This window comes from Kitasatospora sp. NPDC004745 (assembly GCF_042873275.1).
GTDB lineage: Bacteria > Actinomycetota > Actinomycetes > Streptomycetales > Streptomycetaceae > Kitasatospora.
Window position 1 is genome coordinate 619752 of sequence record NZ_JBIALK010000001.1, and the last position, 15372, is coordinate 635123.

The 15372-nt window shown below is 74.2% G+C and carries 12 protein-coding genes; 1 reads left to right on the forward strand and 11 read right to left on the reverse strand.

All coding sequences use genetic code 11. From position 1 onward, the window contains the following. Window positions 1-174: 174 nt before the first annotated feature. From ACFYUY_RS02810 to ACFYUY_RS02825, 4 genes are all read right to left on the reverse strand, one after another. A complete protein-coding gene (locus ACFYUY_RS02810) occupies window positions 175-1545 on the reverse strand; it encodes a S53 family peptidase (RefSeq protein ID WP_360220731.1) in 1371 nt (456 codons plus the stop codon). Between the two features lie 287 nt (window positions 1546-1832). After that, the gene (locus ACFYUY_RS02815) at window positions 1833-2612 is read right to left on the reverse strand and encodes a beta-ketoacyl-ACP reductase (protein WP_360220728.1); all 780 of its coding nucleotides are present in this window, start codon (window positions 2610-2612) and stop codon (window positions 1833-1835) included. Window positions 2613-2625: 13 nt separating this feature from the next. Then, window positions 2626-3828, reverse strand: coding sequence for an acetyl-CoA C-acyltransferase (locus ACFYUY_RS02820; RefSeq protein ID WP_360220725.1), 1203 nt, complete (start codon window positions 3826-3828; stop codon window positions 2626-2628). Between the two features lie 277 nt (window positions 3829-4105). Next, entirely contained in the window at window positions 4106-5269 is a 1164-nt protein-coding gene (locus ACFYUY_RS02825) for an acyl-CoA dehydrogenase family protein (RefSeq protein ID WP_360220722.1), read from the reverse strand. 168 nt (window positions 5270-5437) lie between these two features. Here ACFYUY_RS02825 and ACFYUY_RS02830 point away from each other — a divergent pair, with 168 nt between their 5' ends. Continuing rightward, window positions 5438-6196, forward strand: coding sequence for a TetR/AcrR family transcriptional regulator (locus ACFYUY_RS02830; protein ID WP_387897288.1), 759 nt, complete (start codon window positions 5438-5440; stop codon window positions 6194-6196). Between the two features lie 137 nt (window positions 6197-6333). Here ACFYUY_RS02830 and ACFYUY_RS02835 read toward each other — a convergent pair whose 3' ends face one another. The 7 genes from ACFYUY_RS02835 to ACFYUY_RS02865 form a co-directional block, all read right to left on the reverse strand. Further along, window positions 6334-7437 (reverse strand): nitric oxide synthase oxygenase, encoded by a 1104-nt coding sequence (locus ACFYUY_RS02835; protein ID WP_360220734.1) that lies wholly within the window; start codon window positions 7435-7437, stop codon window positions 6334-6336. A 399-nt stretch (window positions 7438-7836) separates the two neighbouring features. Next, window positions 7837-9261, reverse strand: a complete 1425-nt coding sequence (locus ACFYUY_RS02840) for a sugar porter family MFS transporter (protein ID WP_387897289.1) — start codon at window positions 9259-9261, stop codon at window positions 7837-7839. Between the two features lie 173 nt (window positions 9262-9434). Beyond that, window positions 9435-10406, reverse strand: a complete 972-nt coding sequence (gene egtD, locus ACFYUY_RS02845) for an L-histidine N(alpha)-methyltransferase (RefSeq protein WP_387897291.1) — start codon at window positions 10404-10406, stop codon at window positions 9435-9437. Window positions 10407-10450: 44 nt separating this feature from the next. Next, window positions 10451-11200, reverse strand: a complete 750-nt coding sequence (gene egtC / locus ACFYUY_RS02850; protein WP_360220710.1) for an ergothioneine biosynthesis protein EgtC — start codon at window positions 11198-11200, stop codon at window positions 10451-10453. Further along, complete coding sequence (egtB, locus tag ACFYUY_RS02855) at window positions 11200-12552, reverse strand: ergothioneine biosynthesis protein EgtB (RefSeq protein WP_387897292.1); 1353 nt, start codon at window positions 12550-12552, stop codon at window positions 11200-11202. Before egtB ends, egtC begins: the two co-directional genes overlap by 1 nt. Then, on the reverse strand, window positions 12549-13901 hold the full coding sequence (gene egtA, locus ACFYUY_RS02860) for an ergothioneine biosynthesis glutamate--cysteine ligase EgtA (protein ID WP_387897294.1): 1353 nt from the start codon (window positions 13899-13901) through the stop codon (window positions 12549-12551). Before egtA ends, egtB begins: the two co-directional genes overlap by 4 nt. A gap of 267 nt (window positions 13902-14168) precedes the next feature. Then, window positions 14169-15317, reverse strand: coding sequence for an aminotransferase class I/II-fold pyridoxal phosphate-dependent enzyme (locus ACFYUY_RS02865; protein WP_360220701.1), 1149 nt, complete (start codon window positions 15315-15317; stop codon window positions 14169-14171). Window positions 15318-15372: the final 55 nt, after the last annotated feature.

The following is a 15372-nucleotide window of genomic DNA, read 5'->3' on the forward strand; positions in this document are numbered from 1 at the left end:
CCGGCTCCGCCGGGCGTACGGACGGCCCGGGCGGCCTGACGAGCAGGGAACGGCGAACGGATGACGGCAGACAGATGACAGCGGACAGATAACAGATGTTGAAATCTGTTATCTGTCCGCTGTTACTTGTTACCTGTTACTCGTCACCTGTCGATCGTCACCCGCGGTGCGCCGTCACCGACCGGCGATGGCGTGGACGAACTTGTTGCCGTCGATGGTGCCCAGGCCGCTGGCGAGGTCGTAGCCCTTGGCGGCGTTGTAGCCGGTGACGCCGTTCCAGCCGTTGTCCCCGTCCTTGACGTCCACGATGCCGCTCCAGTCGCTCGGGAGCAGGTTGAGGCCGTAGAGGCGCCAGTTGAGCTGGCCGAGACGGTGGCCGGCGAGCTGGTCGGCGAGGGCGACGACGCCGGAGAACAGCGGGGTGGCCTCGCTGGTGCCGCCGGTGAGGTGCCAGCCGACCGCGGTCGGGTCGTAGGACTCGTAGGTCCAGGCGGCGCCGTCGACCGCGGCGCTCATGCTGATGTCGGGCGTGCCGCGGTGGTTGCCGGTGACGTTGGCGACGCCGGCCTGGTACCACGGGCGCTCGAAGATGCCGGAGACGCCACCGCCGCCGGCGCCGTACTGGTCGTGCCAGACCTTGTCGGCCGCGGTGCGCTTGCCGCTGTCGTCCAGGGTCAGCTGGGTACCGCCGATGGAGGTGACCAGCGGGTCGGAGGACGGCCACGAGTTGACCTTGTACGGGTACAGGTCGGTGCCGTTGGCCTGCGCGTCGGTGGCGCCGTTGTCGCCGGAGGCGGCGAGCACGGTGACGTTGTGGTCCGCGGCGGCCTGGAAGGCGTAGCGCAGGTCGGTGAGCGACTTGAAGTCGCCCTTGTCGTAGCCCGGGAAGGTGTTCTCGGTGGCGCCGAAGCTCTGCGAGATGACGTCGCCGCGGCCTTCCTTGATGAGGGCCTTCTCGGCGTCCATCATCTCGGGCAGACCGGTGGTGCCCTCGGTCTCGGCGACGCCGGTCTCGACCAGGACGATGTGCGCGTCGGGGGCGACGGCGTGGGCGTACTCGACGTCCAGGGTGGTCTCGCCGGCCCAGCCGGTGTGGTCGGGGTTCTTCGGGTCGAAGACGGGGACGTTGCCCCACTTGACCACCTCGACGTTGGTGTCGGGGATGCCCCACTGCTTGTCGAAGACCTCCAGGTCGTGCTGGATGGTCGGGGAGCCGAAGGAGTCGACGATGACGATCGTGCGGCCCTTGCCGGTGACGCCCTGCTGGTACAGCGGGTCCAGGTTGTAGGCGGTCCGGTACTGCAGCGGCGAGTAGCAGTGGATGCCGATCTGGCTGACGCACTGGGTGGTGCTCAGGGGCACGGGGCGCGCCTGGGCGTTGTGGTGCCCGAAGGAGGCGGGGCGGACGTGGACGCCCGTGAGGTCGTGCGAGGGGGCGGCGGTCGCGGTGCCGACGGCCGGTACGGCGATGGTGCCGGCCGTGAGGGCGGTGGCCCCGACGGCGAGCAGAGCCAGGGCGCGGCGGAGGGTGGCGGGGCTGCCCATGGGACTCCTTGGGACGCTGGGCCCGACCTGGTCCGGTCGGGTCGGTGCGGCCATCCCATCGACTGTCGCATGATCATGCCATAGTCATTTGGTGGGGTCGTCCCACCGGACCATGGTCATGGTCGGCCACGCGAAAAGGTAAAGGCCGTCCCAGGGGAAGGTAACCGCACTCCCCGGACCGCAATGTGATGACACGTCAGCTGAAGCCCGCCGCCGCGGGCGGGCCCGCCGGGACCACCCGACGGGTCCGCCGGGACCACCGGACGGGGCGGGCCCCGCCGCCGGGCCTACCGCGCCCCGCCGTTGACGTACAGCGTCTGCCCGCTGACGTAGGAGGCGTCCTCGCTGGCCAGGAAGGCGACCACCGACGCGATCTCCTCCGGCTGCCCGACGCGGCGCAGCGGGGTCCGGGCGGAGACCTCCTCCTGGTGCTCCTGGGCGGTGCTGCCGACCCGCTCCGCGGTGGCGGCGGTCATCGGGGTGGCGATGTACCCGGGGGCGACGGCGTTGACGTTGATGTTGAACGGCCCGAGCTCGATCGCCAGGGTCGCGGTGAGGCCCTGGATGCCGGCCTTGGCGGCCGCGTAGTTGGCCTGCCCCCGGTTGCCCAGGGCGGAGCGCGAGCTGAGCGAGACGATCTTGCCGTACTTCTGCGCCACCATGTACTTCTGCGCGACGTGGCTGCAGTTGTACGCGCTGGTCAGGTTGACCGTCAGGACGGTGTCCCAGTCGGCCTTCGGCATCTTGAAGAAGAGGTTGTCGCGGGTGATCCCGGCGTTGTTGACCAGGATGTGCACCCCGCCGAGGTCCGCCGCGACCTGGGCGAACACCGCCTCCACCGCGTCGTAGTCGGCCACGTCGCAGCCGTAGGCCCGCGCGGTGCCGCCCTTGGCGGTGATCTCGGAGACCGTCCCGGCCGCCCGCTCGGCGGTGAGGTCGACGACGGCGACGACCGCGCCCTCCTCGGCGAGCCGGCGGGCGGTGGCCGCGCCGATGCCCTGCGCGGCTCCGGTGACGACGGCGACCCTGCCGGCGAAGCGGCCTTCGAACCCGTTGACTTCAGTCACTTCGGTCACTCCCTCAGAGGACGTTCTCGACGAGGACGGCGGTGCCCTGACCGACGCCCACACACATGGTGGCCAGTCCGCGCCGCGCGCCGGTGCGGCGCATCCGGTGCAGCAGGGTTGTGAGGATACGCGCGCCGGATCCGCCCAGCGGGTGGCCGAGCGCGATGGCCCCGCCGGTCGGGTTGACCAGCTCGTCGGCCTGCTCGGGGGTGAACCCGATGCCGTCGGCGGAGGCCAGGGCCTGGGCGGCGAAGGCCTCGTTGAGTTCGGCGGTGTCCAGGTCGGCGAGCGACCAGCCGGCGCGGCCGAGCACCTTCCGGGTGGCCGGCACCGGGCCGATGCCCATGACGTCCGGGTGCACCCCGGCGGAGGCGCCGGCCACGTACCGGCCGAGCGGGCGCAGTCCGAGGTCGTGCAGCGCCTCCTCGCTGACCAGGACGAGCCCGGCCGCGCCGTCGTTCATCGGCGAGGCGTTGCCGGCGGTCACGGTGCCGCCGGGGCGGAAGGCGGGCTTGAGCCGGGCGAGCTTCTCCAGGCTGGTGTCCTCGCGGATGCACTCGTCCTGGTCGACCGTCACGCCGTCCGGGCGCTCGACCGGGATCAGCTCGGCGTCGAAGTGCCCGTCCTTGCGGGCGGCGGCGGCCCGCTGGTGGCTGCGCAGGGCGAAGGCGTCCTGGCGCTCCCGGCCGATGCCGTAGCGGCCGGCCACCTCCTCGGCGGTCTCTCCCATGCTGAGGACGCCGTGGAGTTCGGCCATCCGCGGGTTGGTCAGCCGCCAGCCGAGCCGGGTGTCGTGGGTCTCGATCCGGTGCGGCAGGGCCTCGTCGGGGCGGGGGAGGACGAAGGGGGCGCGGGTCATCGACTCGCAGCCGCCGGCCAGGACGACGTCGGCCTCGCCGGAGCCGATGGCCCGGGCGGCGAGGGTGACGGCCTCCATGCCGGAGGCGCAGAGCCGGTTGACGGTCGCTCCGGGGACGGTGTCCGGGAGGCCGGCCAGCAGGACGGCCATCCGGGCGGCGTTGCGGTTGTCCTCGCCCGCCTGGTTGGCGGCGCCCCAGTAGACGTCGTCGATGCGGGCGGGGTCGAGGGCGGGTACGTCGGCGAGCAGGGCGCGCAGCACGGTGGCCGAGAGGTCGTCCGGCCGGACGGTGGCGAGCGCTCCGCGCAGTCGGCCGATGGGTGTGCGGCGGGCTGCGGCGAAGTAGACGGGACGCACGTCGTCGGGCTCCTATCCGATGGGTCCGGTGGGAGGAACGGTCCGGTGGGGCCGATCGCTCCGGTGGGGAGGTGCGGGGTCGGGGGATGTTCGGTGCGGGGGTGTGGGGCTCTCGGGTGGGCGAGGTGTCCGGGCGGTGGGGCCCTGGACACGAGGCCCTGGACACGAGGCCCGGGACACGGGGTCCGGGCGGTGGGGCCCGGGGCCGGGCCCGGGACACGGGGTCCGGGCGGGTCGGGGCGGCGCGCCCGGGAGGGTTCCCGCGGCACCGCGCGGGTCAGAAGGCGTTGACGCCGGTGAGGGCGCGGCCGATGAGCAGCTGGTGGATCTGGCTGGTGCCCTCGTAGAGCGTCATCACGCGGGCGTCGCGCAGGTACTTGCCGACGGGGTACTCGTCGATGAAGCCGTAGCCGCCGAACACCTGGAGGGCGTTGTTGGCGGCGCGCACGGCGGCCTCGCTGGCGTGGAGCTTGGCGACGGAGGACTCGGTGGCGAAGGGCAGGCCGCGGTCGATGTGGTCGGCGACCTTCCAGGTGAGCAGCCGGGCGGCCTCGACGTCGACCGCGATGCCGGCCAGCAGTTCCTGGACGAGCTGGTGGGAGGCGATCGGCTTGCCGAACTGCTCGCGCTCGCCCGCGTACCGGACGGCGGCGTCCAGGCAGGCGCGGGCGATGCCGACGCAGCCGGCCGCGACCGACATCCGGCCCTTGGCCAGCGCGGACATCGCCACCCGGAAGCCCCGGCCGACCTCGCCGAGCCGGGCGGTGTCCGGCACCCGGACCTCGTCGAAGGCGAGTTCGGCGGTGGCCTGGCCGCGCAGGCCGAGCTTGCCGTGGATCTCGGTGCGGGTGAAGCCGGGCAGGTCGGTGGGCACGAGGAAGGCGGTGATCCCGCGGTGCCCCTGCCGGTCGGGGTCGTCGCCGCCGGTGCGGGCGAAGACCAGGGCGACGTCGGCCCAGGTGCCGTTGGTGATGAAGGTCTTGGCGCCGCTGATCAGCCAGTCCGAGCCGTCCCGGACGGCTCGGGTGGTGAGGTTGGCCGCGTCGGAGCCGGTGCCGGGTTCGGTGAGCGCGAAGCAGGCGAGCGACTCCCCGGAGGTGAGCCGGGGGAGCCAGTGCCGCTTCTGTTCCTCGGTGCCGTGGGCGTTGACCGACTTGGCGACCAGGCCGAGCGAGACCGAGACGATGCCGCGCACCGCGGAGTCGCCGCGGCCGAGCTCCTCCAGGACGAGGCAGTACGCGAGGTGGTCGCCACCGCTGCCGCCGTACTCCTCGGGGATGGTCAGGCCGAGGAAGCCGAGCCGGGCCAGCTTCCCGATGATCGCGCGGTCGACGGACTCGGCGCGGTCCCAGTCGGCGGCGTACGGGGCGATCTCGCGGTCCGCGAATTCGGCGGCTAGGTCGCGGACGGCGCTCTGCTCCTCGGACAGCTCCAGGTTCACGGTGACTCCTCCACGGCAGTTCCCGGGTTCACGGCGCCTCCCGGCCCGTAAACTAGCGCTGCAAGTTTTACGGGTGGACTGTAGCCCCGGCCGGGCCGCGCTGGGAAGGGGCACCTGCCAGAATCGGTCCCCACCCACCCGACCGGACGAACCGGAGGAGGCATCCCGATGGCCCGCCCGCGCACCCCGCTGCTCAGCCGCGAGCTGATCGTCGCCGCCGCGCTGCGGCTGATCGACGCCGAGGGCCTGGCCGCCCTCTCGACCCGCCGACTGGCCACCGAGCTCTCGGTCAGCGGGCCCTCGCTCTACAACCACGTCGCGACCAAGGACGAACTGCTGGACGCCGTGGTGGACAGCGTGATCGGCGAGGTCGACCTGTCGATGTTCGGCGGCCCGGGCGGCACAGGCGGCACCGCCGACGGGGCCGGTCCGGTCCGGCCCGGCACCCCGCCGACCCCCTGGCCGGACGCACTGCGCGACTGGGCCCGCTCCTACCGCGCCGCGCTCGCCGCCCACCCCAACATCGTGCCGGTGCTGGCCCAGGGCCCCGGCCGGCGGCCGAACGCGCTGCGCCTGGCCGACGCCGTGTTCGGCCACCTGGTCGAGGCCGGCTGGCCGCGCGGCCAGGCCACCCGGATCGGCGCGCTGATGCGCTACTTCGTCACCGGCTCGGCGCTGGCCTCCTTCGCGGCCGGCTTCCCGGCGGACGCCGAGGTCTACGACGCGGCGGACTACCCGCACCTCGGCGAGGCGCACCGGCTGGCCGGGCACCGGGGGGCGGTGGACGAAGGGGCCTTCGAGACCGGGCTGGAGGCACTGCTCGACGGACTGGTCCTGCGCTTCGAACGCCTGCAGCGCGTGGAGCGCCCGGAGCAGCCCGAGCAGCACGGGCAGCACGAGCGCGCAGCGCGGTCCAGCGGGCGCTGACGCCTCCGGCCCGGCACCCTCACGCCGGGAGCACCCTCAGGCCGGGACCGCCCTCACGCCGGGACCGCCCTCACCCGGACCGCCGCCCTTACCGGGAGCACCCTCAGGCCGGGACCGCCCTCACGCCGGGACCGCCCTCACCAGGGCTCGCGAGGGACGAAGGCCGGGCGCAGCGACGGGTCCACCGGGTCGTAGTAGCGGTGGTAGACGGGGGTGAGGCCGCCGGAGACCGGTGGCACGATCCAGCTCCAGTCCGCCGGGGTCGGTCGCCCGAGCCGCTTCTCCTGGGCGACGTGCTTGAGGAAACGCTCCGACTCGGTGTGGTGGTCGGCGATCGTCACCCCGGCCTCCTGGAAGGAGTGCAGCACCGCGATGTTGAGCTCGATCAGCGCGCGGTCGCGCCAGAGCGTGCGGTCGCTGGAGGTGTCCAGGCCCAGCCGTTCGGCGACGGTGCCGAGCATGGCGTAGCGGTCGGCGTCGGCGAGGTTGCGGGCGCCGATCTCGGTGCCCATGTACCAGCCGTTGAACGGCGCGGTCGGGTAGCGGACGCCGCCGATCTCCAGCGTCATGTCGCTGATCGCGGGCACCGCGTACCAGCGCAGCCCGAGGTCGGCGAACCAGTCGTACGCGGGGTGGCTCAGCGGCACCTCCAGCGCGGTGTCGTCGGGCAGCCCGTACCAGTCGGGCCGCTCGCCGGGCCGCTCCTGGACCAGCAGCGGCAGCACCTCGAAGCGGTCCTCGGCGCACTTCCAGCCGAGGTCGCGGGCGCGGGCGGTCAGGGCGACGCCGGCCGGGTCGCCGACCACGGCGCCGCCGTCGCGGTGGCCGGCGTAGCGGACCAGCTGCTGGTTGAGGATGCGGGCGGCCGGGCGGCCCGGGCGGTCGGGGGCGAACACCGACACCACCGGGCGGATCCGCCCGCCGTTGCCCGCCAGCCGCAGGTGCTCGAAGCACTCGGCGGCGATGTCGTCGGCCGAACCGAGGTGGCGCAGGTCGCGCACCACCAGGCTGCGCCAGTACAGCCGGCCGATGCAGCGGGCGGCGTTGCGCCAGGCGAGTTTGGCGCCGTAGGCCAGTTCGGCCGGGGTGTGCTCGTAGGTGCCGGTGCGTTCGATCTCGTCGCGGACGGCCCGGAGCCGGTCGTCCGGGGCGCCGGCGGCGGGCTGCTCCCGGTGGAACTGCCGGATGAACTCGGCCGCCTGCTCCTGGTCGGTGAAGGGTGGCGGACCGGCGGGCGGCAGGTCGGGGGACGGCGACGAGTCGGCGCGCGGCGGGCCGGCGTGCGCCGGTTCGGTGGACAGCGGTCCGGTGGACGGAGGTCCGACGGACGGAGGTGCGGTGGACGGCACTCTGGTGGACGGCGGTGCGGTGGACGGCGACGGACCGGTGCGGCGGTCGATCACCGGCGACGGCCCCGGGGCGGTCTGCGGGTGCCCGGCCGGGGCGTGGGCGTACGGACAGGCGCCGGCGGGGGCGGCGGCTGGTCTGCGGGTGCGGAGCCGGTTGAAGATCAAGGACACATCCCTCCTGCCGATCAGGAGTACCGGAGGTGCTCGCGCCACCGCAGGGAGTGAACGATTCGGCCCCCGCACCCGCGCTCATGGCGCTAGGGTGCGGGGGCCGAAGGTCCGACTGTCGGATCAGCCCATGTCCTCCAGCCGGACGCCCTTGGTCTCCTTCATGAACTTCGCGACGAAGACGATCGACAGGGCGGCGAAGGCCGCGTACACCAGGTAGGTCGCGGACAGGTTCCAGCGCGACAGCGACGGGAACGACACGGTGATCGCCCAGTTGGCGAGCCACTGCGCGGAGGCGGCGACGGACAGCGCGGCGGCCCGGACCCGGTTCGGGAACATCTCGCCGAGCATCACCCAGACCACGACGCCCCAGGACATCGCGAAGAACAGCACGAAGGCGTTGGCCGCGACCAGCGCGACGGTGCCCTGCAGGTCGGGCAGCGAGACGCTGTCCCCGCTGCCGGTGGCCGAGGAGAACGCCCAGCCGGCCGCGCCCAGGGCGACGGCCATGCCCGCCGAGCCGATCAGTGCGAGCGGCTTGCGCCCGATCCGGTCCACCAGCAGGATCGCGACCACCGTGCCGAGGATGTTGATGACCGAGCCGACGAAGCTGATCAGCAGCGAGTTGCTCTGGTCGATGCCGACCGACTGCCACAGGATCGACGAGTAGTAGAAGATCACGTTGATGCCGACGAGCTGCTGGAAGACCGACAGGCCGATGCCGACCCAGACGATCGGCAGCAGGCCGAAGCGCCCGCCGAGCAGGTCGCGGAAGCGCGGCCGGTGGTCGGACTCGATCAGCCCCTGGATCTCGGCGATCCGGGCGTCGGCGTCGACGTCCCGGCCCTCGACGTCGGCGAGCACGGCCCGGGCGTCGTCCAGGCGGCCGGCCTGGATCAGGTAGCGCGGGGACTCCGGGATCACCGAGGCGAGCACGAAGTACACGGCGGCCGGGACGACGCAGATCCCGAGCATCCACTGCCAGGCCTCCAGGCCGAGCAGGCGGCCGCGGGTGTCGCCGCCGGCCGCGTCGGCCAGCACCCAGTTGACCAGCTGGGAGATCGCGATGCCGAGCACGATCGCGGCCTGCTGGAACGAGGCCAGCCGGCCCCGGTACCTGGTCGGCGCGACCTCGGCGATGTACGTCGGGGCGATCACCGAGGCGATGCCGATGGCGGCGCCGCCGAGGACGCGCCAGAGGGCGAGGTCCCAGGCGGAGAACGGGAGCATCGAGCCGACGGCGCTGACCGCGAACAGCAGCGCGCCCGCCTTCATCACCTTGATGCGGCCGTAGCGGTCGGCGAACCGGCCGGCCAGTGCGGCGCCGACCGCCGAGCCCAGCAGGGCGGAGGAGACGATCAGGCCGGTCACGCCGTCGCCGACGCCGAACTTCTGCTGGATCCCGGAGACGGCGCCGTTGATCACGGAGCTGTCGTAGCCGAACAGGAAGCCGCCGAGGGCGGCTGCGGCGGTGATGAAGACGACGAAGCCGAGGCGGCCGGGCGCGGAGGCCTCGACCGCCCCGGAGGGCTTCTGGGTGACGCTCACGATCTTGACTCCTGGTACTCAACACTGAGCTCGGTAGCCGAGATCGTAACCCCTGTTCGTTTAAGTCTTGTACACCGGGGCCCGATTGGCCGGTTTCGAGAATTCGTAAGGTGAACAACCAAATTGAGGTGTCCACCGGCCGGCCGGGCCGCCCCCGGATGCCGCCGCCGGCGTCACTGCGGCGCGGCCAGCGACAACCCGAACCGGCCCTCCTCGTCCGTCCACCAGTGGCTCAGCCGCAGCCCGGCCGCCGCCAGCTCGTCGGCCACCCTCTCGCGGCGGAACTTGGCCGAGACCTCGGTGCGCAGCTCCTCGCCCCGGTCGAAGTGCACCGGGAGGTCCAGCGCCGGGATCTTCACGGTCTGCGAGCGCAGCGAGCGCAGCCGCATCTCGATCCACTCCTGCTCCGGGTCCCACCGGGCGACGTGGGCGAAGGCGGACGGGTCGAAGTCGGCGCCGAGCTCGCGGTTGAGCACGTTGAGCACGTTGAGGTTGAACTCGGCGGTCACCCCGGCCGAGTCGTCGTAGGCGGAGACCAGTGCGGCGGGGTCCTTGACCAGGTCGGTGCCCAGCAGCAGGAAGTCGCCCGGGTCGAGGGCGGCGCGCAGGCCGCGGAGGAAGGCGGCCCGCTCCGGGGGCAGCAGGTTGCCGAGGGTGCCGCCGAGGAAGGCGACCAGCCGGGGGCCGCCCTCCGGGGGCAGGCCGAGCCGGGCGGTGAAGTCGGCCAGCACGCCGTGCACGGCGAGCCCCGGGTACTCCGCGGCGAGCGCGGTGCCGGCCCCGGTCAGCGCGCTCTCGCTGACGTCGACCGGGACGTAGGCCTCCAGGCTGCCGAGGGTGCGCAGCGCGTCCAGCAGCAGCCGGGTCTTCTCGGAGGAGCCTGAGCCGAGCTCCACCAGGGTGTGCGCCCGGGTGGCGGCGGCGATCTCGCCGGCCCGGGCGGTCAGGATGGCCCGCTCGGCGCGGGTCGGGTAGTACTCCGGCAGCCGGGTGATCTCCTCGAACAGCTCGCTGCCCCGCGCGTCGTAGAACCACTTCGGCGGCAGCCACTTCGGTTCGGAGGTCAGACCGTGCTGCACGTCGTGGCGCAACGCGGTGCTGAAGTGGTCCGCGGGCAGCAGCCGGGTGAGATCAAAAGTGTCCATGACAGGTTGATCCTCTGTTCAGAAGATGAAGGGGGTGTGGGGGATCAGCGGCGGCGGGGGAGCGGGTGCACGGTGACGTCGCGTCCGTCCGCGAGGAGTAGCGAGCCGTCCGGGACGGCCGTCCAGTCCGGGTCGTCGTCGTAGGGCTCGGAGGCCACCACGGTGCCGAGCCCGGGCAGGGTGCGGTGGTGCAGGGTGTCGCCCCAGGTGGTCGCGGCGACGACCCGCCCGTCGGTCAGCAGCAGGTTGAGCCGGCCGGTGGTGTGCGCGGTGACGTCCGCGACGGTGTCCGCCAGCGCCTCGCCGAGACCGGACCCCGCCCGCAGCCGGTGCAGGACCAGGGCCCACAGCAGCGCCGAGTCCGAACGCGCCTCCAGCTCCAGCAGCTCGGCGGGCGGGAGCAGGGCGGCCAGCGCGTCGAGCTTGCCCGGCCAGCCCGCCACCGCGCCGTTGTGGCTGAACAGCCAGCGCTCGGCGGCGAACGGCGCGGCCGCGCTCTCGCCCGCCGCGCAGCCCTCGGTCGCCGAGCGGACCGCCGCCAGCAGGGCCCGGGTGCGGATCACCCGGGCCAGGTCGGCGAAGGCGGAGTCCGCCCAGATCGGCCCGGCCCGGCGGTAGCGTGCGGGCACCTCGTCACCGTCCGCGTACCAGCCGAGGCCGAAGCCGTCGACGTTGACCGTGCCGTGCTGCTGGGTGCGCGGCGCCCAGGACTGCCGGTGCAGCCCGTGCGGCGGGTGCACCAGCAGCTCCCGCGGCGCCACCGGCTCGCCCAGGTAGGCGATGTGGCGGCACATCAGGCCGACTCCAGGTCGCGGGCGGTGCGGAACCCGGCGAAGATCTGCCGGCGGACGGGGTAGTCCCAGTTCCGGAAGGTGCCCCGGCAGGCGACCGGCGCGACCGCGAAGCAGCCGCCGCGCAGCACCTTGTACTCCGGGCCGAAGAAGACCTCCGAGTACTCCGCGTACGGCCAGGCCCGGAACCCCGGGTAGGGGCGGAAGTCGCTGGCCGTCCACTCCCACACGTCGCCGATCAACTGCCGTGCGCCGTACGGGGACTCGCCCGCCGGGTAAGCGCCCGCCGGGGCCGGGCGCAGATGCCGCTGGCCGAGGTTGGCGTGCTCCGGGCCGGGCGCTCCGTCACCCCACGGGTAGCGGCGGGAGCGACCGCCGACCGGGTCGTGCCGGGCGGCCTTCTCCCACTCCGCCTCGGTCGGCAGCCGCCGCCCGGCCCACCGGGCGTACGCGTCCGCCTCGTACCAGCTGACGTGCAGCACCGGCTCGTCCGCGGGGACCGGCTCCACCGTGCCGAAGCGGCGGCGCAGCCACTGGCCGTCCTCGAACCGCCAGAACAGCGGGGCGCTCAGGTCGGCGCGCCGGCGGTGCTCCCAGCCCTCGGGGGTCCACCAGCGCGGCTCGTCGTAGCCGCCGTCCGCGATGAACCGCTGGTACGCGCCGTTGGTGACCGGCGTGGTGTCCAGCAGGAAGGCCGGCAGGTCGACCACGTGCGCCGGGCGCTCGTTGTCCAGCGCCCACGGCTCGGTGTCCGTGCCCATCGTGAACGGGCCCGCGGGGACCAGCACCTCGGCGGGCAGCACGGCCGCGTCCGCCGGTGCGGGCGGCGGTGCGGGGGCGGCCAGCGCGGGCTCGCCCAGGCGCAGCTGATGGGTGATCAGCATCGTCTCGTCGTGCTGCTGCTCGTGCTGGGCGATCATCCCGAAGGCGAACCCGGCGTCCAGCAGCGGCGCGCCCTCCAGCGGACTGGCGGCCAGCAGGTCGAGCACCCGGCCGCGCACGTCGTGCGCGTACGCCCGCGCCTCGGCGGGCGGCAGCAGCGGCAGGCTCGGCCGCTCGGCCCGGGGGTGCTGGAAGGCGTCGTACAGCGGGTCGATCTCCGGGTGCATCGGGTCGCGGCCGCCGACGTTGCGCAGCAGCCAGAGCTCCTCCTGGTTGCCGATGTGCGCGAGGTCCCACACCAGCGGGGACATCAGCGGCGAGTGCTGGGCCGTGAGGTCGGCGTCCTCGACACAGTCGGTCAGCGCGGCGGTCCGGGCCCGGGCGGCCAGCAGTTCGGCGGCGATCGCCTCGCGCAGCGCCTCGGTGCCCGCCACCGGGTCGGCGGGCGCGGCGGGGGGTCGGACGTCGGTCATGGTGCGGCCTCCTCCGGGAGGGTGCGTCGGGTGCCGGAGCGCAGGGCGTCCAGCTGGTCGTCGGCGGGGCAGCGGCCGCGCGCGGGGTAGCGCTCGGCGAACTCGGCGACGGCGGTGCGCAGCCGTCCGGCGCCGGGCAGCCGGCCCAGCGCGGCGTCGGCGGCGGCGAAGCAGGCCAGGGTGGCGCGGCGCAGCTCGGGGTCGGCGGTGGCCAGCGTGGCGGCCCGGCGCCAGGCGTCGCTGCGCGGCGGACGCGGACCGTCGGCGCACTGCAGCGGCTCCAGGGCGGCCAGCGCGGCGTCCGCGGCCGCCGGGTCGTCCAGCAGCGCGGTGACGAGGGCGGCGGGCACCACCCAGCCGTCGCCGGGCTGGGCGTCGATCATCCGCAGCTCCAGATGGCCGCGCGGGCGCACCGGCGGGAACAGGGTGGTGCGGTGGTAGTCCAAGTCGGCCAGCGTGGGCGGGCGTTCGCCGCCGCCGCGGACCCAGTCGCGGAAGGTCAGCCCGGGCGGGGCCGTCCAGGGCAGGCCCTCGGGCCGGCGCATGCACAGCACCTCGGCGTCGAGCACGTACTGCGCCCAGGCCTCGCCGGGGTCGCCGTGGTCGGGTTGCGGGGCGAGCGTGCGGCTCGGGTCCATCCGGGACCAGACGGTCTGCCGGGTCGACCGGTGGCCGGTCGGCTTCCCGTCCAGCAGCGGGGAGTTGGCGAAGGCGGCGACCAGCACCGGGCCCAGCCGGTGGGTCAGCAGCCAGCGGCGCCGCACCGCGTGCGGGCCGTCCGTGTCGCCGGCGTCCACGCACACCTGCACCGACGCCGTGCCGGTCATCATGATCCGGCCCCAGGGCCCGGCCGAGTCGAAGAAGCGCTCCATCGCGAGGTAGCGGGGGTGGTCCAGCACCATCCGGCGCGGCCGGGCGAGGGGGTCCGTCCCGGTGCCGGTGAGGCGCAGGCCCTGCGCCGCGAAGGCGGCCCGCAGGGCGGTCATGTCGCGTCGGGTGTCCTCGACGCAGGCCACCAGGCCGGTGGCGGGCGGGGAGCTGAGCTCGACCTGCCCGCCGGGTTCGAGCGTCAGGCGCGAACCGGAGGGGAGCGAGGTGCCGTCGGGGCCGCCGAGCGGCATCGACGCCAGTGCGTCACGCAGGAGTTCCGGCCGTACGGGCCGGGTGGGACATCGGTCGTCGTGGACGAACCACTCGACCTCGACCCCGACCAGGCGGGGCGGCCCGATCTTGAAGCAGACGCCCGCCACGTGGCTTCGCGCCCCCGACTCGGTCAGCGGGGTCACCCCCGTCGGGGGCGGCTGCGGGCTCTGCCGCTCGGGCTGAGTGGAGTGGGATATCGGTATCACCGGACTCACCATCCTCGGGATCACGATTGCGGCCCGGTCTACCCTGCCCAGTCTGCTACGGAGCATGCGGGGACGCTCCGCAAATATCGGGTGAACGTTCGTTTCCGCAGGTCAGGGGTGTGGCGATCGGGTGAATCCGGGATTCCGGGCGGTTCGCGGCAGGCCCGCGGCAGGCCCGTGACGGGCTGCGCGCCGGGTTTCGCGCCGGGGTTCACGGCAGGTCCGCGACGGGTTTCGCGCCGGGTCCGCGTTGGGGCTCCCGGCCGCTCACAGGCGGTCCAGCCGCTCCAGCACCTCGTCCAGCACCGGCCCCGGCAACGCGTAGTTCAGCCGCAGCGAGCCCTGCCCGCCCGTGCCGAACTCGGCGCCGTCCGAGGCCTCCAGGCCGCAGCGCTCCAGCAGTGCCCGCCGGGCCCCCTCGGGCGGCAGGCCGAGGGCGGCGGCGTCCAGCCAGAGCAGGTAGGAGGCCTGCGGCGCCGACCGGACGGCCGGGCCGAGCCGCTCGGTCAGCCGGGCGCGGGCGGCCGCCAGGTGGGCGAGCAGCGCGTCCAGCCACGGGCCGCCCTCGCGCAGCGCCGCCTCCTGCACCGTCTGCTCCAGCAGACCGCCCTCCCAGAGCCCGAACCCGGCCAGGGTGTCGGTGAAGCGGGCGCGCAGTGCCGGGTCCGGGACGAGCGCGAAGGCGGACGGGATCCCGGAGCAGTTGAAGGTCTTGCCGACCGAGTTGAGCGAGACGACGTGCCGCCGGTCCCAGGGGTGGGCGGTGGTGACGGCCACCGGGTGGTGCCGGCCCGGATGGGTGAGGTCGCCGTGCACCTCGTCCGAGACCAGCAGGGCCCCGCACCGCGCCGCCCAGGCGGCCAGGCCGCGCACCGCGGCGCCCGGCCACACCCGGGCGGACGGATTGTGCGGGCTGCTCAGCAGCAGGGCCGAGGCGGGGCGCGGGAGCTGGCCGGCCTCAGGCAACCGGTAGCCGTCGCCGGTGACGGTCAGGGCGAGCTCCCGGTACGCCACCCCGGCGGCCCGGCAGATCTGCGCGAAACCGCCCCACTCCGGCGTCGGGAACAGCACCGGCGCCTGTGGCCGGACGGTCTCCAGCAGCAGGCGCAGCGCGGTGCGCGGGCCGCAGGGCAGCAGCAGGACCCAGTCCGGATCCACCTCGACGTCGTGCCGCTCCCGGTACCAGCGGGCCACCAGGGCCCGACCGGCCGGGTCGCACACCGTGTACCCGTACGCCCGGTGAGCGGCCCGGCTCCGCAGGGCCGCGGCCACGGCCGGCGGGCCGGGCAGGTCCATGTCCGCCAGACCCATCGCGATCACCCCCGGTGCCCCGGCGCGGGCCCATTTGCTGCTGCCCGTCCCGGCCCGGTCGAAGGGGGCGTCGAAGCCGAAGTCCTCGGGCGGGGCGGTGCTCATGGCGGACCTCCGGTGGGGTGGGGCGCGGCCGGCGTCGGGGCCGGACTCCTGGATT

What these genes read in the sequence shown, in the direction of transcription:
- ACFYUY_RS02810 (WP_360220731.1), bottom strand. Translation starts at nt 1,545, where the DNA reads ATGGGCAGCCCCGCCACCCTCCGCCGCGCCCTGGCTCTGCTCGCCGTC.
- ACFYUY_RS02830 (WP_387897288.1), top strand. Translation starts at nt 5,438, where the DNA reads ATGGCCCGCCCGCGCACCCCGCTGCTCAGCCGCGAGCTGATCGTCGCC.
- egtD (WP_387897291.1), bottom strand. Translation starts at nt 10,406, where the DNA reads ATGGACACTTTTGATCTCACCCGGCTGCTGCCCGCGGACCACTTCAGC.
- egtC (WP_360220710.1), bottom strand. Translation starts at nt 11,200, where the DNA reads ATGTGCCGCCACATCGCCTACCTGGGCGAGCCGGTGGCGCCGCGGGAG.
- egtB (WP_387897292.1), bottom strand. Translation starts at nt 12,552, where the DNA reads ATGACCGACGTCCGACCCCCCGCCGCGCCCGCCGACCCGGTGGCGGGC.
- ACFYUY_RS02865 (WP_360220701.1), bottom strand. Translation starts at nt 15,317, where the DNA reads ATGAGCACCGCCCCGCCCGAGGACTTCGGCTTCGACGCCCCCTTCGAC.